This is a genomic window from Pseudomonas sp. SORT22, assembly GCF_018417635.1.
Lineage (GTDB): Bacteria > Pseudomonadota > Gammaproteobacteria > Pseudomonadales > Pseudomonadaceae > Aquipseudomonas.
The window spans coordinates 3,901,962-3,921,916 of sequence record NZ_CP071007.1; the positions used below are offsets into that span (position 1 = coordinate 3,901,962).

General features: G+C 63.4%; 15 protein-coding genes. 10 read left to right on the plus strand and 5 right to left on the minus strand.

Annotated elements, in window-relative coordinates:
- Nucleotide 1: 1 nt before the first annotated feature.
- From JYG36_RS17855 to JYG36_RS17865, 3 genes are all read right to left on the minus strand, one after another.
- The gene (locus tag JYG36_RS17855) at nucleotides 2-3,676 is read right to left on the minus strand and encodes a translocation/assembly module TamB family protein (protein WP_213601894.1); all 3,675 of its coding nucleotides are present in this window, start codon (nucleotides 3,674-3,676) and stop codon (nucleotides 2-4) included.
- On the minus strand, nucleotides 3,673-5,415 hold the full coding sequence (locus JYG36_RS17860) for an autotransporter assembly complex protein TamA (protein ID WP_213601896.1): 1,743 nt from the start codon (nucleotides 5,413-5,415) through the stop codon (nucleotides 3,673-3,675). The genes JYG36_RS17855 and JYG36_RS17860 overlap by 4 nt, the downstream gene beginning before the upstream one ends.
- Nucleotides 5,416-5,481: 66 nt before the next feature.
- Nucleotides 5,482-6,132 carry a GNAT family N-acetyltransferase gene (locus JYG36_RS17865; RefSeq protein ID WP_213601898.1) on the minus strand — a complete coding sequence of 217 codons (651 nt, stop codon included), beginning with the start codon at nucleotides 6,130-6,132 and terminating at the stop codon, nucleotides 5,482-5,484.
- 162 nt (nucleotides 6,133-6,294) lie between these two features.
- On the opposite strand from JYG36_RS17865, the gene xthA reads away from it, so the two are divergent.
- From xthA to JYG36_RS17880, 3 genes are all read left to right on the plus strand, one after another.
- Nucleotides 6,295-7,107 carry an exodeoxyribonuclease III gene (gene xthA / locus JYG36_RS17870; RefSeq protein WP_123567403.1) on the plus strand — a complete coding sequence of 271 codons (813 nt, stop codon included), beginning with the start codon at nucleotides 6,295-6,297 and terminating at the stop codon, nucleotides 7,105-7,107.
- 165 nt (nucleotides 7,108-7,272) lie between these two features.
- On the plus strand, nucleotides 7,273-8,589 hold the full coding sequence (locus tag JYG36_RS17875; protein WP_093384943.1) for a substrate-binding domain-containing protein: 1,317 nt from the start codon (nucleotides 7,273-7,275) through the stop codon (nucleotides 8,587-8,589).
- A gap of 165 nt (nucleotides 8,590-8,754) precedes the next feature.
- A complete protein-coding gene (locus tag JYG36_RS17880) occupies nucleotides 8,755-9,777 on the plus strand; it encodes a TerC family protein (protein WP_213601900.1) in 1,023 nt (340 codons plus the stop codon).
- Here the strand turns inward: JYG36_RS17880 and JYG36_RS17885 are convergent.
- Nucleotides 9,771-11,000, minus strand: coding sequence for an acyl-CoA dehydrogenase (locus JYG36_RS17885; RefSeq protein ID WP_093384950.1), 1,230 nt, complete (start codon nucleotides 10,998-11,000; stop codon nucleotides 9,771-9,773). The genes JYG36_RS17880 and JYG36_RS17885 overlap by 7 nt on opposite strands.
- Nucleotides 11,001-11,138: 138 nt before the next feature.
- Here JYG36_RS17885 and JYG36_RS17890 point away from each other — a divergent pair, with 138 nt between their 5' ends.
- The 3 genes from JYG36_RS17890 to JYG36_RS17900 all read left to right on the plus strand — a co-directional run bounded on the left by JYG36_RS17890 (nucleotide 11,139) and on the right by JYG36_RS17900 (nucleotide 13,483).
- A complete protein-coding gene (locus JYG36_RS17890; protein WP_213601902.1) occupies nucleotides 11,139-12,068 on the plus strand; it encodes a LysR family transcriptional regulator in 930 nt (309 codons plus the stop codon).
- Nucleotides 12,069-12,162: 94 nt separating this feature from the next.
- Nucleotides 12,163-12,564: a MerR family transcriptional regulator gene (locus JYG36_RS17895; protein WP_010226535.1), complete on the plus strand. Its 402-nt coding sequence runs from the start codon at nucleotides 12,163-12,165 to the stop codon at nucleotides 12,562-12,564.
- 19 nt (nucleotides 12,565-12,583) lie between these two features.
- The gene (locus JYG36_RS17900) at nucleotides 12,584-13,483 is read left to right on the plus strand and encodes a hydroxymethylglutaryl-CoA lyase (protein ID WP_045201372.1); all 900 of its coding nucleotides are present in this window, start codon (nucleotides 12,584-12,586) and stop codon (nucleotides 13,481-13,483) included.
- Nucleotides 13,484-14,020: 537 nt separating this feature from the next.
- Here JYG36_RS17900 and JYG36_RS17905 read toward each other — a convergent pair.
- Nucleotides 14,021-14,545 (minus strand): MgtC/SapB family protein, encoded by a 525-nt coding sequence (locus JYG36_RS17905; protein WP_093384956.1) that lies wholly within the window; start codon nucleotides 14,543-14,545, stop codon nucleotides 14,021-14,023.
- A 142-nt stretch (nucleotides 14,546-14,687) separates the two neighbouring features.
- Between JYG36_RS17905 and JYG36_RS17910 the strand changes: the two genes are divergently transcribed.
- The 4 genes from JYG36_RS17910 to JYG36_RS17925 all read left to right on the plus strand — a co-directional run bounded on the left by JYG36_RS17910 (nucleotide 14,688) and on the right by JYG36_RS17925 (nucleotide 19,919).
- Nucleotides 14,688-14,927 carry a DUF3203 family protein gene (locus JYG36_RS17910; RefSeq protein WP_045201370.1) on the plus strand — a complete coding sequence of 80 codons (240 nt, stop codon included), beginning with the start codon at nucleotides 14,688-14,690 and terminating at the stop codon, nucleotides 14,925-14,927.
- Between the two features lie 121 nt (nucleotides 14,928-15,048).
- On the plus strand, nucleotides 15,049-16,461 hold the full coding sequence (gene ccoG / locus JYG36_RS17915; protein WP_045201369.1) for a cytochrome c oxidase accessory protein CcoG: 1,413 nt from the start codon (nucleotides 15,049-15,051) through the stop codon (nucleotides 16,459-16,461).
- Nucleotides 16,462-16,502: 41 nt separating this feature from the next.
- Nucleotides 16,503-17,912: a GntR family transcriptional regulator MpaR gene (gene mapR / locus JYG36_RS17920; RefSeq protein WP_045201498.1), complete on the plus strand. Its 1,410-nt coding sequence runs from the start codon at nucleotides 16,503-16,505 to the stop codon at nucleotides 17,910-17,912.
- A 66-nt stretch (nucleotides 17,913-17,978) separates the two neighbouring features.
- Entirely contained in the window at nucleotides 17,979-19,919 is a 1,941-nt protein-coding gene (locus JYG36_RS17925; protein WP_249744364.1) for a PoNe immunity protein domain-containing protein, read from the plus strand.
- Nucleotides 19,920-19,955 lie beyond the last annotated feature (36 nt).

Below are 19,955 nucleotides of genomic sequence, written 5' to 3' on the forward strand. Positions count from 1 at the left end.
TCTAGAAATCACGTTTGTAAAAGATATCCAGGGAACTGGCCAGGCCACTGGCCGCCTCCAGGTAAACCTTCTTGCTGAGCTTGTAGCGCAAGGCGATGGTGTTGGCCGGCTCGAACACACCCACCCCGTAACGCAGGCTCAAGCGCTCGGTCAGGTTACCGCTGGCGACCACCGCCGTGTTGTTGCCGCTGCCCTGGGTGTCGAGCTGGAAGTCATCGATGCCCAGGCTCGAGGCCAGGCTGCCGGTGATCCCGGCACTGCCCGCCAGGCCCAGGCCGAGCGCCGCTTCGGCGAGCATGTTGTTATCTTCGCCAGTGGTGCCCAGCGGCCGGCCGAGCACCAGGTAGGACAAGGCCTGCTCCTGGCTCATGGCCGGCTCCGAGAACACCTGGGTGGTGGGCTGCTCGGCGCTGCCGCTCAAGCGGATGCCGGCAATCACGTCATCGGTCTTGCGAATTGCCTCGATGTCCAGGTACGGCTGATCGATAGGGCCGGCAAACAGCAAGCGCGCACGGCGGATGGTCAGGCGCTGGCCATAGGCACGGTAGCGACCATCGGCCAGGCTCAGTTCACCGCGGGTATCGAGGTTGTCGCCGATATGCACGTGCCCGAGCAGGTTGGCGGTAAGGCCAAAGCCGCTGAACGAGAGCTTGTCCTGGCCCACCTGCACGTCGATATCCATGGCCATGGCCATCGGTGCTTTGCCCTCCTCGGTCTGGTGACCGAGGATCACCGTGTCATCGGAGACCTTGACCGTCGACGGCGGCAGTTCACGCACGGTGATCTTGCCCTTGGGCACCAGCACCTTGCCAGTCACCGCAAGCTTGTCGTCAATCAGGCTGATTTTCAGGTCCGGGGCCACTTCGAGGGCCGCATAGGGTTCGACGTTGACCGGCAGGCGCTGGCCCTGCAGCGCCAGGTTTACAGCCAGGGCCTGGCCCCAGCCGATCTGCCCGTTCAGGCTGCCCTGGCCGCTTTCGCCGCTTTTCCAGCTGCCGTTGAGCTGGACCTGTTCGCCGGCGATCAACGCTTGCAGTTGCAGGTCCTGAAGGCTGATCGGCAGCTCGGCACCGCTGATTTCGCCATGTACAAGGTTCAGGCTGCCATTGACCTGAGGCGCCAGCAAAGTGCCAGACAGGCGCCCGCTGCCATTGAGCTGGCCATTCAAACGCTCGACCATCGGCGCAAACGGACGGCCGATGGCCAGGTCCAGGCCGCTGAGGCGGAAGTCACCGCTCAACGGTTTGTTCTTTGCCAACGGGTCAAGCCGGGTATTGACCGCCAGCTCGCCGAGCTTGTCACCGTGAAAGTCCAGGCGGGTATCGATGCGCCTCGGGCCCAGGGTGCTTTGCAGGCGCAGGGTCTGGTAGGGGAAGTCCAGCCATTGGTCCTTTTCACGCACGCGCAAGGTGCCGCCGCTGGCATCGATGAGGATGGTGCCCTTGGGCCCGCTGGCCGGCACATCGAGGTTGATGTCGGCATTGAGCAGGCCCTGCCAGGCAAAATCCTTGGGCAGCCACTGCGCCAGGCTCTGCAGCGGGAACTGCTTGAGGTGATAGCGCAGGCGAGGCTCGGGCGCCAGGCGCTGGTCTTCGCCGCACAGGCTGGCCTGGCCGGAACGCCAGCAATGGGCGCCGAACTCCACCTGGCCGCTGGCCAGGCGCTGCAGTTTTGCCGGCGCCTGCAGGCGCCAGTCCTGGCCACCGGCCTGGATTTCGCCGCTTGCCAGGCGCCCGCGCCAGTTGCCCTTGTCCAGTTGCCCATCCAGGCCCAGGTCAAGCTTGAGCTGCGGCCCGTCCAGGGCCAGTTGCAACTTTTGTTGACGAACATCACCGCTGCCCTTGGCCGTGAGCATCCCCAGGCTGGTATCGCCCAGGCGAATACTGCCGGCCTCAAGGTCGATGAGTGCACGTTGGGCGTTGTCCAGGCGTGCATCCAGGCTCAGGCGCTGCACGCGATTGTCAGCCTGGGCCAGTTGCTGGCCCTGCAGAACGAAGCTGCCTTGGGGGGCCTGCAAGGTACCGGCAACCTCCAGGCGGCCCTTGACCTGGCCTTGCAGCTGCGGCCAGAGCTGGCCCAGGCGTGGCAGGTTGATATCGATCTGACCGGCCAGACGCTGTTGCAGGCTGCCGCTGCCATTGATGTGGTTGTCGCCCAGGCGGATGTCCAGGGTGCCCAGGGTCCATTGCTGCCCTGCCCCTTGCGCCAGCGCTTTGAACACAGCGGGCTGGCCACGCAGTCGACCCTTGAGGTCAAGCTCGGCATCCAGACGCAACTCGCCGTTTTTCATCTCGCCCTTGCTGCGCAAGGGGCCAGCCAGGGTGCCGGGCAACTCGGCCAGCCAGTACGCAGGGTTCAACGCCGACAGCTCCAGCGCGGCATCCCAGGCCACGCCATCGGCAAACTGCACGCCGACACTGCCGGTGGCCTTGCCTTGGCCCGCGCTCAGCTGAAGCTGCGCCAGGCTGACTTGCTTGAGGTCGCCCTTGAACGGGCTACTGAGGCTGAAGGTGCCTGCCGGGCCGTCCAGGTCGCCGTTGAATTCGCCCTGGTAGTTGCCATCGCGGTATTGCACCTGGCCGGTGAAGCGGCGCAGGGAAACTTCCGGTGCCGGGTCCATTGGATAGAGGCGCAGCCAGGGAAAATCCAGCCAGTCGATGCTGGCGTCTGCGCTCAGGCCTTGCTGCCAGTCGGCCTTGGCCTTGAGCTTGAGCGCCTGCTCGGCGCTGGCACTGAGGTCCAGGGCGCTGACTTCTGCACCCTTGGCATCAACCCGGCCTTGCAGCTTGAGCGCCACCGGGCCCTGTTCGGCAGGCAGGCTGGCTGAACCGAGCAGTTGATAGCCGTTTTGCAGGTTGCCCTTGGCGCTCAGTTGCAACTGGTTCAGTTGCAAGGTGTCGGGCAGCGCGGCCGAAGGTTTGAACGCCTCGCTGCTGATCTGCAGTTGCGCTGGCAGATTCTGCGCCAGTGCCTGCAGCTCGCCGCTCAGGCGCGCTTGCAGATAACCGCTGCTGTCAGCCGTGAGCTTGAGGGTTTTCTGCAGGTCGCCGTCGACCTGCAACGCCAGTTGCCAGGGTTGCCCGTCGACACTGGGCAACTGCAGCTGCCCCTGGGCCTGCAGCGGCCAATCGGCTTCGGGCTTGAGCAGGCCCTGCAGGTTCAGCTTGAGATCATCGCGTTGCAGTTGCAGGCTGTCGATCTGCAGCCCGCCGGTGGTCCAGTGCGCGGCCAGTTGCAACTGGCTGAGCTGTTCGTTGCCATCCAGGCGTAGCTGGCCGATGCGCACACTGCCAAGCTCAATGGCCAGCGGCAGCTTGAGTTGCGGCAGTTGCAACGGCCCGCTGTCGGGCTTCGGCTCGCCAGGGGCGAAGGCCAGGTTGACCTGATCGGCTTGCAGCTGCTCGATGCACAGGGTCATACGCAGCAGGCAGGCCGGCGACCAGGCCAATGCAGGCGCGACCAGCTCGACGCGATCGCCGCCTTGTTCCCACAGCAAGCGCTCGGCCTGCCACTGCCCGGCCAGGCGGCCCTGAAAGTTATCCAGTTGCAGCCCCGGCACCAGCCCCAGTGCCCAGCGGCTGCCGGCCTGAGTACCGAGCACCAGGCCGACACCCAGCACCAGCAACAGCAGCAAGGCCAGCAGGCCAAGAACGATGAATTTGATAACCCGACTCACAGTTCCGGCCCCATGGAGAAGTGCAAACGCAAACCGCCGTCGTCGTCCAGCGCGCGGGCCAGATCCAGACGCAGCGGCCCGACCGGAGACACCCAGCGCACACCGATACCGACACCGGTCTTGAGGCTGGGAAGCTCCAGATTGTTGAATGAGTTGCCCTGGTCGACGAAGGTCGCCACCCGCCATTTCTCGGCAACCGAATACTGGTACTCGGCGCTGGCGGCCACCAGGTAACGGCCGCCGATGCGATCGCCATCGGAGTTCTTTGGCGACAGGGTCTGATAATCGTAGCCCCGCACGCTCTGGTCACCACCTGCGAAGAAGCGCAGCGACGGCGGAACGGAATTCTTGTAGCTGTTGGTGGCGCTACCGCCGAACTGCACACGGCCGAGGAAGCGATGGTTCTGGCCGAGGGTGGTCAGGCCCTTGAGCAACACATTGGCGTGCAGCAGGTTGGTGTCGGACACCAGCCCCTCCTTGGCTGCCTGTACATCGAACTGCAAGCGGTACCCGTTATTCGGGTCGATACGGTTGTCACTGCGCAGGTAGGAATAGCTGATGCCGGGCATCAACAGGTTGCTCAGGCCCGAGTCGTCACCGAGTTTGTACTCTTCGCGCTGGTACTTGAGCGAAATGACCCGCTGCCAGCCGCTGGGCAGTTTGCTGTGCCATTCCGGGCCGACCGTGAGCAGCTTGCTCACGGTGTCGGTGCCGGCGATTTCTTCATTCTGGTAGCCGCCGGCAAAACGCAGTTTGTCGGTCAGCGGCGGGTCGAGCGGAATGTCGTACCACAGGCCGACGTTCTGCCGCGGCGCCGACAGCTCGGTCTCCCAGCCATAACTATGGCCTTGCGGGTTGACCCAGTGGCGGGTCCAGTTGGCCTTGCCGCGCGGCCCGACGTCGGTCGAAAAACCCAGGCCCAGGCCCATGGTCCGTGGCTTGCGGGTGTCGAGTTGGACAGCCACCGGGATGCTCTGCTCGACCGCGGCAGTGGGCGCGGCATCGACCCGTACGCCTTCGAAGTAGCCGCTCGATTGCAGGGCGTTGTTGAGCTCGGCGATCAGCTCGGAATCGTAGGGGGTGTCGGCCTTGAACGGCACCATGCGTTGCAGCAGGTCTTCATCGAGCGGTGTATCGCCGGCGAAGCTGACCTTGCCCAGGCGGTAGCGCGGGCCGCTGGCGTAGATCAGCTCGATGTCGGCGACACCGGCCTGGGGATCGACCGCCAGGCGCTGGCGAACGAAATGGCCGCTGAAAAAGCCATAGCGCGAGGCCTGGTTCTGGATCAGGCGCTTGGCGTCTTCGTAATGGCCATGGTTGAGCACCGCGCCTGAGCGCAGCGCCTTGCTGTCGGGAATGCGAAAGGCCTTGAGCTCGCTGGCCGGGCCGTCGATACGGATGGTCACATCACGCAAGTGCACCGGCTCGCCGGGATCGATGCTCAATACCAGTTGCGGGCCCTTGTCGGCCTTGGCCGCTGGCTTGACCTCGCTATCGATCTGCGCCTGGTAATAGCCCAGGGCCTGGGAGGCCTTGCGCGCCTGCTCGACTGCGCCGCGGCTGAAGCGCAGCAGCGCCTCTTCATCGCGTTTACCAAGGCTGCCGATATAGCCTTCGACATTGGCCTTGAGTTCGTTATTGGCAGGTTTGACCCGGACCACCAGCTCGCTTTGCGCATACGCGCCGATGCTGGCAACCCATAGAATCAAACCGCAGGTGAATCGTCCTGAATACGTCATAGGCGCGGATGCTACCAGAGCTTGGCGGCAGCATGGAGCCCGAGGTTTTCCTCGCTGTTACGCAATTCAGGCCGAAGCCTGTTGCGAAGACTGCGGATTGGGGTGAAAGAACACGTGTTCGTGAACCGGTCCTACAGCGATCTCACCAATTTCCTGATAGCCCTGTCGATGATAGAACGCCAGGTAGTGCTCGTTGCCGGTGTCCAGCACCACCCCCTCGGAATGCTCATCCACGGCACACCAATCGTGCACAGCCTGTAACAATTGTTCGCCGTAGTGCTTGCCCTGAAACTGCGGATGGATCCCCAACAGTGGCAACACATGCACCGCATCACTGGGCAGACAGGCCATCAGTGCGGCCTGGTAGTCCAAATAGCGGCGGGTGCAGCGAAAGCCGGTGCTGAGCACCATGCGCATGCGCCAGGCCCAGCTTTCGGTGATGCCCAGGCGTCGCTGCGGCGGGGCGATCAGGGCGATGCCGACCAGCCGGTCTTCGACCAGCAGGCCGATGGCGGGCAGGTCCTGGAGAAAATGCTGGTTGACCAGCTCGCGCACCGTGGCGCGTATGCGCTGGTCGAACCCCGGACGCCGGGCCTCGAACAGAAAGGCAAAGGTCGGTTCGTGGCGATAGGCGTGATACAGCAGGGAGCGCGCCTCGCGGCTGTAGCCGCTATCGAGCAGACGGACTTCAGCCGGTGCGGCAGTCGATTCGGGCATGCTGGCAAACCTCCGGAAATGGGCATTCATTGCCTTTGAGGTGTTCGCGGTGCCAACGTTCACCTCGTGGCACAGGTTAGCAACCTATCGAGTGGCTCGCCACGCTGGCCGGCGCCGCCGATGTCGGCTAGCATCCTGGGTTTTACCAGGATTGTGCTGCCCATGAAGATCGTCTCGTTCAACATCAATGGCCTGCGCGCCCGGCCCCACCAGTTGGCGGCGTTGATCGAAAAGCACCAGCCCGACGTCATCGGCCTGCAGGAAACCAAAGTCAGCGACGAGCAGTTCCCGCTCGCCGACGTCCAGGCCCTGGGTTATCACGTGCATTTTCATGGCCAGAAGGGCCACTACGGCGTCGCCCTGCTCTCGCGCCAGGCGCCACTGAGCCTGCACAAGGGCTTCAGCAGCGATGAAGAAGACGCCCAACGGCGCTTCATCTGGGGCACCTTCGCCGATACCGATGGCACACCGATCACCATCATGAACGGCTACTTCCCACAGGGCGAAAGCCGCGACCACCCGACCAAGTTCCCGGCCAAGCAGCGTTTCTACAGCGATCTGCAGGCACTGCTGGAAACCCAGTTCCAGAACGACCAGCCATTGCTGGTGATGGGTGATGTAAACATTTCGCCAGAAGACTGCGACATCGGCATCGGCGCCGACAACGCCAAGCGCTGGCTGAAGACCGGCAAATGCAGCTTCCTGCCGGAAGAGCGCGAGTGGATGGCACGCCTGAAAAACTGGGGCCTGGTCGACAGCTTCCGCCACCTGCACCCGGAAGTCGCCGACCGTTTCAGCTGGTTCGACTACCGCAGCCGCGGCTTTGAAGACGAGCCCAAGCGCGGCCTGCGCATCGACCTGATCATGGCCTCCCAGGCGCTGCTGCCGCGGATCAAGGACGCCGGCGTCGACTATGACCTGCGCGGCATGGAAAAGCCTTCGGACCATGCGCCGATCTGGCTTGAATTGAACTGATAAACGCTCCCACAGGCTTTGTAGGAGCGGGCTTGCCCCGCGATGCGATCTGGCAGGCAGCATGCTATCGCGGGGCAAGCCCGCTCCTGCCACAGCCTGTCATCCCCCGGTCACATGGCTGTCTTAATCTCCCGGCACACCCTTTGCCCATGAGTGCCAGACGGCATGTTGCGACACCTCTCCCTGCTTGTGCTTTGCCTGCTCCCGCTGATTGGCGCCGCTGACCCGCAGGCGCAATTGCGTATTCAGGGTTCCAACACCATCGGCGCCGCGCTGGCACCGGCGCTGGTCTCAGGTTTGCTCGCGCAGCAAGGCGCCAGCGCCATCAGCATCGTCAGCAGCGACGCCGCCAACGAGCTTCAGGTCCGTGCCCTGGACAGCAACGGCCAGGCCTTGCGCATCGACATCGCCGCCCACGGTTCCAGTACTGGCTTCACTGCACTCAAATCCGGCCAAGCGGAGCTGGCGGCTTCCTCACGTCCGATCAAGCCAGCCGAACTGAACGAGCTGCAAGCGCTGGGCGACCTTAATAGTGCCGCCGCCGAGCAGATCATTGCCCTGGACGGCGTCGCGGTGATCGTCCACCCCGACAACCCGCTGCCGCAATTGACCACCACCCAGCTGGCGCAGATCTTCTGCGGGCAGATCGACCGCTGGGAGCAACTGGGCATCGGCAGCGGCCCGATCAACCTGTACGCCCGCGATGACCGCTCCGGCACCTTCGAGACCTTCAAAGCGCTGGTCCTCGACCCGGCACGGCAAGCCCTGGCCGACCACACCAAACGTTTCGAATCGGCGGAGCAACTGGCCAGCCAGGTGCTCGGCGATCGCCAGGCCATCGGCTTCAGCAGCCTGGCCACGGTGCACGGCGCCAAGGTCGTGGCGATTGCCGACGGTGAGTCCCGGGCCATGTTGCCGACAGCGGCGCTGGTGGCCAGCGAAGACTATCCGCTGTCGCGCCGGTTGTTCTTTTACTTGCCCCCCGGCCAGGCCAACCCCCTGGCCCGCGCCTTGGTCGAGTTCGCCCAAAGCCCCCAGGGCCAGGCCATCGTCACCGGCAGCGGCTTCGTCGGCCAGCAGGTGCAGAGCATCAAGGTTCAGCCCCGTACCGACATGCCGCGCCGCTACCTGGGCCTTGCCAATGATGCCCGGCGCCTGTCGGTCAACTTCCGCTTCCAGGAGGGTAACGCCAGCCTCGACAACAAGGCCCTGCGCGATGTGCAGCGGGTAGTCCAGTACCTGCAGGCGCAGCACAAGCTGAGTAACAGGGTGGTGCTGGTGGGCTTTGGTGATGCCAAGGATGACCCGCAGCGCGCCGCCCTGCTCTCGCGGCTGCGGGCCATGGCAGTGCGCCGGGAACTGGCTCGTAGTGGTGTCGAGTTGCGCGAAATAATCGGCCTGGGTGACGAACTGCCAGTGGCGGCGAACACCGCCGAACAAGGGCGGATCCGCAATCGGCGGGTCGAGGTGTGGGTCTACTGAGCCACTGCCTGCCAGGCGGGGCAATCAATTGTTACAGCCTCGATTGGGCGCCCTGGTTCTCCGGGTCTAGGCTTGTCCCTAGTGACGCCGGGCCCCTCTGACGGCTGCCAAGCCGCCATGTCGGAGTCACTGTTGCTCAGCAACGTCGACATTAAGGAGGGGCTCATGGCAGCTCTACAGGTATTTCTCGACAACGACTTCCTTGGCACCAGCCTGTGGTTCTGGCTGGCCTTTCTCGGCATCGTCCTGACCCTGCTGGTACTGGACCTGGGCGTGCTGCACCGCAAGCTGCACGCAATCGAAATGCGCGAGAGCCTGCTGCTGTATGGCGGCTATTTCAGCGTCGGGGTGCTGTTCGGCGTGTGGGTGTGGTTCGAGCTGGGCGCGCAGAAGGCCCTGGAGTTCTACACCGGCTTTCTCATCGAGCAGTCGTTGTCGATGGACAACGTGTTCGTCATGGCGATGATCTTCAGCTTCTTCGCCATCCCTCGTCGCTATCAGCACCGGGTGCTGTTCTGGGGGATTCTCGGCGTGGTGGTGCTGCGGGCGATCATGATCGGCCTGGGCAGTGCGCTGGTGCAGGAGTTCGAGTGGATCCTCTACGTGTTCGGCGCCTTCCTGCTGTTCACCGGGGTAAAGATGCTGTTCTCCAGCGAAGATTCCCACCCGGACCTGGCCAACAACCCGGTGCTGAAGTTCGTCCGGCGTCATATGCGGGTAACCGACGAGATCCACGGCCCGCGCTTTTTCGTGCACATCACCCCGCCCGGGCAGAGCAAGGCACTGCGCTATGCCACGCCGTTGTTCCTGGCCCTGGTGCTGATCGAGCTGGCCGACCTGGTGTTCGCCGTCGACAGCGTGCCGGCGATCTTTGCCATCACCCAGGACCCGTTCATTGTCTACACCTCGAACATCTTCGCGATTCTCGGGTTAAGGGCGCTGTACTTTGCCCTGGCGGCGCTGATGCACCGCTTCATCTACCTCAAGTACGCGCTGGCGCTGGTGCTGGTGTTCATTGGCGGCAAGATCTTCTACCACGGCCTGATTGGCGCCGTGCCGCCGATGCTGTCACTGGCGGTGACCATTGCCCTGCTCAGCGGTGGCGTGCTGGTTTCGCTGTTCTCGACCCGTGCACAGGGCAAGCCCGCCGCCGACAAGGAGGCGGACTTGCACGGCAAGCATCAATGACTGCTACGGAGCATTTCCTTGGGCACGTACTTGCCGATCTCGTACTTGCCGATCGCCGCACGGTGCACTTCGTCCGGGCCGTCGGCCAGGCGCAGGGTGCGCTGCATGGCGTACATGTAGGCCAGCGGGAAGTCGCCCGAGACACCGGCGCCGCCGTGGATCTGGATCGCCCGGTCGATAACCTTTAGCGCCACGTTCGGCGCCACCACCTTGATCTGGGCGATTTCGCTGCGGGCGACCTTGTTACCGACGGTGTCCATCATGTAGGCAGCCTTGAGGGTCAGCAGCCGGGCCATGTCGATTTCCATCCGCGAATCGGCAATCTTGTCGACGTTGCCCCCCAGGCGCGCCAGAGGCCGGCCGAAGGCGGTACGTTCCACCGAGCGCTTGCACATCAGCTCAAGGGCCCGCTCGGCCATGCCGATCGAACGCATGCAGTGGTGGATGCGCCCCGGGCCCAGGCGCCCCTGGGCGATCTCGAAACCGCGGCCCTCGCCGAGCAGCACGTTCTCGTAAGGCACGCGCACGTTCTCGAACAGCACTTCGGCGTGGCCATGGGGCGCGTCGTCGTAGCCGAACACCGGCAGCGGCCGGACGATCTTTACCCCGGGGGTATCGGTAGGCACGAGGATCATCGAGTGCTGCTGGTGCCGCGGGCCTTCCGGGTTGCTCAGGCCCATGAAGATCATGATCTTGCAGCGCGGGTCGCAGGCGCCGGAGGTCCACCACTTGCGGCCGTTGATCACCCACTCGTCACCGTCACGCACGGCGCGGGCGGCCATGTTGGTGGCGTCGGACGAGGCCACGTCCGGCTCGGTCATGGCGAATGCCGAGCGGATGTCGCCGCGCAGCAGCGGTTCGAGCCACTGGCGCTTCTGCTCTTCGTTGGCGTAGCGCACCAGCACTTCCATGTTGCCGGTGTCCGGCGCCGAGCAGTTGAACGGCTCGGGGCCGAGCAACGAGCGGCCCATGATCTCGGCCAGGGGGGCATATTCGAGGTTGGTCAGGCCCGCGCCCAGCTCCGACTCCGGCAGAAACAGGTTCCACAAACCCTCGGCCTTGGCCTTGGCCTTGAGCTCTTCCATGATCGCGGTCGGCTGCCAGCGATCGCCTTCGGCAACCTGGCGCTCGAACACCGCTTCGGCGGGATAGACATAGGCATCCATGAACGCCGTGACACGTTCACGCAGCGCCTGGACCTTGGGTGAATAGGCGAAATCCATGGGCAGTACCTTCAGTGGAAAAGGGATCTGTTATCGATCCTAGATCAGCCGGTAAAATCCACCTAGCCTATTCTCGGCGTGTATAAACATTCATAACCGATATATGATCCACGGATAACACCAACAAGAGCAGCGCCCATGAACCTGAGCAAGGTCGACCTGAATCTGTTCATCGTCTTCGATGCCATCTACACCGAAGCCAACCTGACCCGGGCCGGGCAGATCGTCGGCATTACCCAGCCGGCGGTGTCCAACGCCCTGGCGCGCCTGCGCGAAACCTTCAACGACCCGCTGTTCGTGCGCACCGCCCAGGGCATGGTGCCCACGCCTATGGCGCAGAACATCATCGGCCCGGTGCGCAATGCCCTGTCGCTGCTGCGCGTGTCGGTGCAAGAGAGCCGCATCTTCAACCCGCTGCAGGCCAGCAAGACCTTTCGTATCAGCATGACCGACCTCACCGAGGCGGTGATCCTGCCGCTGCTGTTCCAGCGCCTGCGACGCCTGGCGCCGGCGGTGGTGATCGAAAGCTTCTTGTGCAAGCGCCGGGAAACCACCAAGGAACTGGCCGCCGGGCGCCTGGACTTTGCCGTCGATGCGCCGCTCAACACCGACCCGCAAGTGCGCCACGTCAAGCTGATGCAAGACCGCTATGTGTGCGCCATGCGCCAGGGCCACCCGCTGTTCAAGGACAAGCTCAGCCTCGACGACTACCTGGGCATGACCCACATCCATATCTCCAGCCGCCGCAACGGCCTGGGCTATGTCGACCTGGCCCTGGGCAAGATGGGCGTGCAGCGCAAGATCGCCCTGCGCTCCCAGCATTACCTGATGGCCTCGCAAGTACTGCAGCAGACCGACATGGTCATGACCGTGCCGGAGCGCTTCGCCCGCCGCCACCAGCTCAACCATGTCAGCCTGCCGGTGGACGTGCCGCCGCTGGAAACCCACCTGTACTGGCACGAAAGCACCGACCAGGACCCGGCCAACCGCTGGATGCGCGAACAGATCATCGAGCTGTGTCAGGGTGTGGTGGCGCAGGATGAGCGGGCGGCCATGGCTGAGGTGTAGGGAGCTATGGCGGGGCAAGCCCCACCAATCCTTGCTTGACGTATACGTCAACCTGCAATTAGCTTAGCTCCATGCCCTTTTCCCGAGCCAAGCAATGAGCAGCCAGACCTACAGCATCTCCGACCTGTCCCGCGAGCTGGACATCACCACCCGGGCCATTCGCTTCTATGAAGAACAGGGCCTGCTCAGCCCGGAGCGTCGCGGCCTGGAGCGGGTCTATTCGGCTCGCGACAAGGTCAGCCTGAAGCTGATCCTGCGCGGCAAGCGCATTGGTTTTTCCCTGGCCGAGTGCCGTGAACTGATCGAGCTGTATGACCCGTCCAGCGGCAACCTCAAGCAATTGCACAGCATGCTGGCGAAGATCGCCGAACGCCGCGCCCAGCTTGAACAGCAACTGCTCGACATCCAGCAGATGCAACTGGAGCTGGACACTGCCGAAGAGCGCTGCGAGCAAGCCCTGGCCGCGACCTTGAACAACCAGAAAAACAGCCATTGAGCCCTGAGGAATCCTGCCCATGTCATTGCCTGAAAAAGTCCGCCTGGTCGAAGTCGGCCCGCGCGACGGCCTGCAAAACGAAGCCCAACCCATCAGCGTGGCCGACAAGGTTCGCCTGGTCGATGACCTGAGTGCGGCAGGCCTTTCTTATATAGAAGTGGGCAGCTTCGTTTCCCCCAAGTGGGTACCACAGATGGCCGGCTCCGCCGAGGTGTTTGCCAATATCCAGCAGCGCAACGGGGTGACCTACGCCGCGCTGGCGCCGAACCTGCGCGGTTTTGAAGATGCCCTGGCGGCCGGGGTCAAGGAAGTGGCCGTCTTTGCCGCCGCCTCCGAGGCGTTCTCCCAGCGCAACATCAACTGCTCGATCAGCGACAGCCTGCAGCGCTTCGTGCCGATCATCGAAGCGGCGCGTCAGCACGGGGTGCGGGTGCGCGGTTATGTCTCGTGCGTGCTGGGTTGCCCCTATGAAGGCAAGGTCAGCGCCGAGCAAGTGGCCCCGGTGGCCCGCGAGCTGTTCGACATGGGCTGCTATGAAGTGTCGCTGGGCGACACCATCGGCACCGGCACCCCCGGGGCAACCCGGCGCCTGTTCGAAGTGGTCGGCGCCCAGGTGCCACGCGCCCAGCTGGCCGGACACTTTCATGACACCTACGGCCAGGCCCTGGCCAACGTCTATGCCAGCCTGCTTGAAGGCATCAGTGTGTTCGACAGCTCTGTTGCGGGCCTCGGCGGCTGTCCCTATGCCAAGGGCGCCAGCGGTAACGTTGCCAGCGAAGACGTGCTGTACATGCTCCAGGGCCTCGGTATCGACACCGGTATCGACCTGCAGCGCTTGATTGCCGCGGGCTTGCGTATCAGTGAAGTGCTGGGCCGCGCCAGCGGCTCGCGGGTGGCTCGCGCCCGTCAGGCACAATAATCACAAGCGGTAACAGGCTGATCTGCGTGCGGGTGTTACCGCCCCCGCACTTTTCAGGGAAATTCCGGGTAACACGGAAACAAATCGACAGAATTTCCCGAGGATATTTTTCCGCAAAATCTTCAAGCCATTGATTTTATTGGGTTTTAAAAAGTTGGCACGGCACCTGCTATATCTCAGGTACAAGAACAATAAAAAGTGCGACACACCCAATAAAAATAAGACGAAACGACTCTGACATAACAAGAACAACACGACAGAGGCGCAGCTAACAGATTTTTTTGGAGAGGATGTGCTTTCCAGGGGCTTGCCCCGCAACCGGACACAGAACAATAAAACTACCCCAAGGTAGCGCAGGTCACGGTTGGATCAGCAATGATGAAGGTAGATCAGCGCTCAAAAAAATACGTTTGCTCTTGATCCCGGATGGGGATCGCCAAAGATACAGAGGCAACGGTCGCCAAAAACAACAACAGGCCGCCCTCCAATAACAAAAAAAGAGCACGCAACAATCTTTGAGGGGAGCCTAGGCTCCCCTCAGTGCTTCCTGCCCTCCTCGGCTTCGTCCTCGTCGTCCTTCTCGAAGCGATTGACCACCAGCGGCATCACCCCCAATACCAGCAACGCCAGCACCGTGCTGACCACCGCCGTGGCCTCCCGGCCCATGCCCGCCGCCACACCGATCGCCGCGGTCATCCACAAGCCCGCAGCCGTGGTCAGGCCCTTGACGTGCCCGGCATCCTGGTCGTGGCCCTTGAGAATGGTGCCAGCACCCAAAAAGCCGATACCGGCGACGATGCCCTGCACCACCCGGCTCAGCGCTGCATCGTCGGCCCCGGCCATGCGCGGCACCAGCACGAACAGCGCCGCGCCGAGGGCCACCAGCATATGGGTGCGCACCCCGGCGGCCTTGCCCTTGAGTTCGCGCTCAAAACCGAGAATGGCGCCCAGCAGCGCCGCCATGACCAGGCGCACGGTCACCTGGGTAAGCTGCTTGGCATCGGTGATGTCGGCAAATTCCGCCACCAGGGTGATCCAGACTTGATGCCACCAGGCGTCCATGGGCTGTGTCCATGCAGTAGGGATTAATCGATGGACAACGCCACTGGCGGCAAGTGCGCCGCCGACCGCTGATCGGTTGCTGCCAGCATCCCCTGCACCCGTGCGGTCCCAAATATAGGACCCGAGTAAAGAGGACAAAGCCATGCCTATTGAAATCGACACCACTAACCAGCGCTGCACCCTGATCAGCGATGACATGCACATCCAGGGCGAGGCCACGCAGGTGCGAATCGTCACCGACGAGGCCTTGCGCATGTCGGTTGCCGAGCTCGAAGGCAAGCGCGTGCCAATCACCGAACAGGAAGCCGATGCCCTCACTGTAGCGGGTGCGGTGGATGGTCGCAGGCACCTCAAGGAGACCGAGCAAGGCTCGATAATCTGAGGCCTGCGGAGTTTCCAAGGGAAATCTGATATGGTTTTTATCCAGATACCTGAGACTGTTATGCAAACAGATGGGGCGCCATAGTGCTCTGGCCTGATCGAGGCCTGATGAGCGACGAACCATGAGCGATAGAATCCCCGTCCAGATCGTTGAAATTGCTGAGCCTTCCACCTTCAAGAAGAAGCCTGCCAGCAGTGACCGACAGATCCACACCCGTAGTTTCACCGGCTTGTTTCGTAACCTGCGCCTGGCTGGCGCGGGCTTTCTGTTTTTGCTGTTCTTTGGCACCGTCTGGCTGAACTGGGGCGGTCGCCAGGCCGTGCTTTGGGACCTGGCCGACAGCAAGTTCCATATCTTCGGCGCCACCTTCTGGCCGCAGGACTTCATCCTGCTCTCGGCGTTGTTGATCATCTGCGCCTTCGGCCTGTTTGCCATCACCGTGCTCGCCGGCCGGGTCTGGTGCGGTTACACCTGCCCGCAAAGTTCCTGGACCTGGATTTTCATGTGGTGCGAGAAGGTCACCGAAGGTGAGCGCAACCAGCGCATCAAGCTCGATGCCGCGCCCTGGAGCCTGAACAAACTGGCCCGGCGTTCGGCCAAGCACACCCTGTGGCTGGCCATCAGCCTGCTGACCGGGCTGACCTTCGTCGGCTACTTCACGCCGATCCGGCCGCTGGCCGAAGAACTGTTCACCCTGCAACTGGGCGGTGTCAGTCTGTTCTGGATTCTGTTCTTCACCGGCGCCACCTACATCAACGCCGGCTGGCTGCGTGAAGCGGTGTGCATGCACATGTGCCCGTACGCCCGGTTCCAGAGCGTAATGTTCGACAAGGACACCCTGACCGTCGCCTACGACCCGGCCCGTGGTGAATCCCGCGGCCCGCGCAAGAAGGAAGTCGACCACAAGGCCAAGGGCCTGGGCGACTGCATCGACTGCCATATGTGCGTGCAGGTGTGCCCGACCGGCATCGACATCCGCGACGGCCTGCAGATGGAGTGCATCGGTTGCGCCGCCTGTATCGACGCCTGTGACTCGATCATGGACAAAATGGGCTACGCCCGCGGCCTGGTCGGCTACAAGTCCGAACACACCCTGCAAGGCGGCACTACCAACTGGCTGCGTCCGCGCCTGCTCGGCTACGTCACCGCCCTGGTGGTGATGATCGGCGCCCTGGTGATCGCCCTGCAGCAGCGGCCGATGGTGTCGATGGACGTGATCAAGGACCGTGGCCTGTTCCGTGAGAACAACGCCGGGCAGATCGAGAACATCTACACCCTCAAGGTCATCAACAAGACCCAGCAATCCCAGCACTACCGCCTGCGCCTGCTCGATGCCGAAGGCTTCGAACTGCACGGCAGGACCGAATTCAGCCTGGCGGCCGGGGAAATGAGCGACTTGCCGGTGTCGGTGGCGATGTTGGCCGATCGCCCGCAAAGCAGCTCCCAGGACATCAGCTTCGAACTGATCGATACGGACGAACCCGGTGTGCGCAGCGTCGCCCACAGCCGTTTTGTTGCGCCTTTGAACCGCTGATCCCATACACTGCCCGAGCATCCGAAACCTTTCGAGCCATGATGAAACGCTACGAGAAATTCGCCGACGACATTGCCGAACTGATCCGCTCCGGGGTCCTCGGCCCCGGCCAGCGCGTGCCGTCGGTGCGTTATGCCAGCCAGACCCACGGCGTCAGCCCGTCCACGGTATTCCAGGCCTACTACCTGCTGGAGCGCCGCGGGCTGATCCGCGCCCGGCCGCGCTCGGGGTACTTCGTCAACGCCCACGCGCCGCGCCAGTTCAGCGAGCCGCAGATCATCGAGCAAGCCAGCGAGTCCACCGAGGTGGATGTCAGCGAGCTGGTGTTCTCGATCCTCGACTCGATCAAGGACCCGCAAACCGTGGCCTTCGGCTCGGCTTTTCCCAGCCCTCATCTGTTCCCGCTGCCGCGCCTGGCCCGCTCCATGGCCAGCGCCAGCCGCGAGATGGACCCGCGCATGGTGGTCACCGACCTGTCGCCGGGCAACCCGCAGCTACGCCGGCAAATTGCCCTGCGCTACATGGTCGGCGGCCTGATGCTGCCCATGGAGGAGCTGCTGATCACCAACGGCGCGCTGGAGGCCCTGAACCTGTGCCTGCAGGCGGTGACCGAGCCCGGCGACCTGGTGGCCATCGAGGCGCCGGCGTTCTATGCCTGCCTGCAGATCCTCGAGCGGCTCAAGCTCAAGGCGGTGGAAATCCCCGTGCACCCGCGCGAAGGCATCGACCTCGGGGTGCTGGCGCAAACCCTGGCCAAGCACCCGGTCAAGGCCGTGTGGTGCATGACCAACTTCCAGAACCCGGTGGGCGCGAGCATGCCGGAAGAGAAGAAGCAGCAGCTTGTGGAGCTCTTGCGCGAACATCAAGTGCCGCTGATCGAGGACGACGTCTATGCCGAGCTGTATTACGCCCAGCAAGCGCCGAAACCGGCCAAGGCCTTCGACACCGACGGCCTGGTGATGCACTGCGGCTCGTTCGCCAAGAGCCTGGCCCCCGGCTACCGCATCGGCTGGGTGGCGGCCGGGCGTTACGCGCAGAAGATCGAACGGCTGAAACTGATGACCTCGCTGTGCGCCTCGATGCCGGCCCAGGCGGCGATTGCCGACTACCTGCAGCACGGCGGCTACGACCGGCACCTGCGCAGGCTGCGCTATGCCCTGGAAGAGCAACAGGCGGCGATGCTCGCGGCCATTGCCCGGTATTTTCCGGCGCAAACCCGGGTCAGCCATCCGGCCGGTGGCTACTTCCTGTGGCTGGAGCTGCCTGAACAGATGGACTCGCTCAAGCTGTTCCAGATGGCGTTGGCGCAAGGCATCAGCATCGCCCCCGGGCCGATCTTTTCGCCGACCCGGCGCTTTCGCAACTGCATCCGCCTCAACTACGGCAGCCCCTGGACCGAGCAGTCGGAAAAGGCCATGGAAACCCTGGGCAAGATCGTCCGCTCGTTCTGATCGGCGGTTGTACTTCGAGCGCGCTTGCGGCACCCTGCGCGCTCGAATTTCCCAGGGATGGATGGCATGCACAAGCGACAGCACTTTCTTACGCCGCAGCGTTACGAGCGCTTCCTCGAACACGACGAAGAGAGCCGTGCATTCCTGCGCGACAATCGCCTGCAAGCCGACTCCGACGAGCAAGAGGCAGTGTTCAGCGGCAAGAGCCTCAAGGGCCTGGCGCTGGACAAACTGCTGATCAGCTATACCGCCGGCGTTGACATCGACGCCCTGCCCGCCTTGCTCGAAGCGCTGGTCGCCGAGTACGAGCAACTGCAACGCAAGATGGCCGTGTACACCGAGCAAGCCAACGTCGCTCCGCTGAATCTGGGCGATAGTGAAGAACACCACGAATGCATGCAGGTCATCAGCCTGTGCATTCTGCTCGGTCGCCAGGACCTGCTCGAACGCTTCGTCACGCTGATGGACAACGGCGGCTATGCCGAAGAAGACACCCTCTATGAAGACCTGCTGAGCCGGGTCCTGCCCGACCGCTACGACGTCGATACGTGGTACCAGGACTACGCCACGCCGTTGGTGCAAACCATCTATGCCACCAGCCCCGAGCAAGCGGCCAGCCGCCTGCAGGGCTACTGCGAGCAGTGGTACGAGCACTTTGAGCACGCCAGCTGGTACGACACCCATGGCGACGATATCAGCGGCTACGTCGGCTACTGGTCATTCGAGGCCGCGGCAGTGGCCCTGCTCTACGGCATCGATACCCGCGAACTGCTGCACGTGATCTTCCCCCATGATCTGCTCGCGCACGCGCGCAGCCTGCCCGCCTACCAGGGCATCCGCTGGGAGTGCCTGGGCGACGCTGAAGACGAACAGGAGGAGGACGAAGAAGAGCTGATCGACGAAGACGACGAAGACGACAGCGACGAAGACTTCGCCTACGACATCAAGGCCGCCGGCGTCACCTTGTCCGACGCCATCGATGCCGGCAGCATCCCGCACCTGGCCCAGGCCCTGAGTGCCTACGACACCGTCGAAGCGATCCTGGCCCTGAACCTGGCGGCCAACCAGCAGGAGGAAGACGAGGCCTTCTTCGACCTCGCCCTGGCCCTGCTCGGCTGGGTCCCAGGCCCTGGCCACGGGCTCAAACGGGTATTGCGCCTGGTCAATCGCGACCCGCAAAAGCATGCCGAGCAGCTTTATGACCTGCTGCGCCACGTACTGCTCAACTGCAAACTGAAGACCAGCCCGGATGCCCTGCTCGAAGAGAGCCTGGACGCCGAGCTGCTACGCAGCGAGCTTGCGCAAATCATCGCTGCGGTCAGCGCCAGTGCGACCTTCCTGGCCCTCGACGCGCAGCGCCAGGCCCTGGTGCTGAGCGACCTGGAACAGGCTGGTGAACACCTTGACGACCTGATCGAACGCATCGACGAGCGCCTGATGCCCTGGCTTGCCGTGCAGCGCAACAGCTCGGCGCAAGCCTCGGGCAGCAGTGCTCGCGTGCCGGCACAAACCAGCAAACCGCAGTCGCGGCGTGTCGATAACCTGCGCGAGCACGGAACGTTCAGTACCCATCCAGCGGCCAGTGATGGCGGCAAACTCAGCCGCGAGCAGATCAACCCGGCAGCCACCAGCAACTGGCTGGAGCTGAGCCTGGACGACGGCAAGCTCGGCGGTGTACCCGGCGCGGCCTACAAGGTGATCTTCGCCGACGGCAGCATTGCCGAAGGCTTTTTGAACAACCTCGGCCATACTCGCCTGGAGGGCGTACCTTTCGGCCCGGCCAAGGTGTATTACGGTGAAGACCCGCGCCCCTACCCGCGCCAGCCGATCAAGGCCCTGGCCAGCAGCGCGGCGCTGATCGACCGCGACCTGCGCAGCCTGGGCTTCATCCCGGCGAAACTCGACCGCGACGACCTGTACGCCGAAACCACCGGGCGCATTGCCCCCTACTGCGAACTCAACGCCCTCTGGTGGGAATGGGCCAGCGCGCGCTATCACGGCCACTGAAGCGCTTGACCTGGGGCCGCGCAGTTGTTGAGTGCT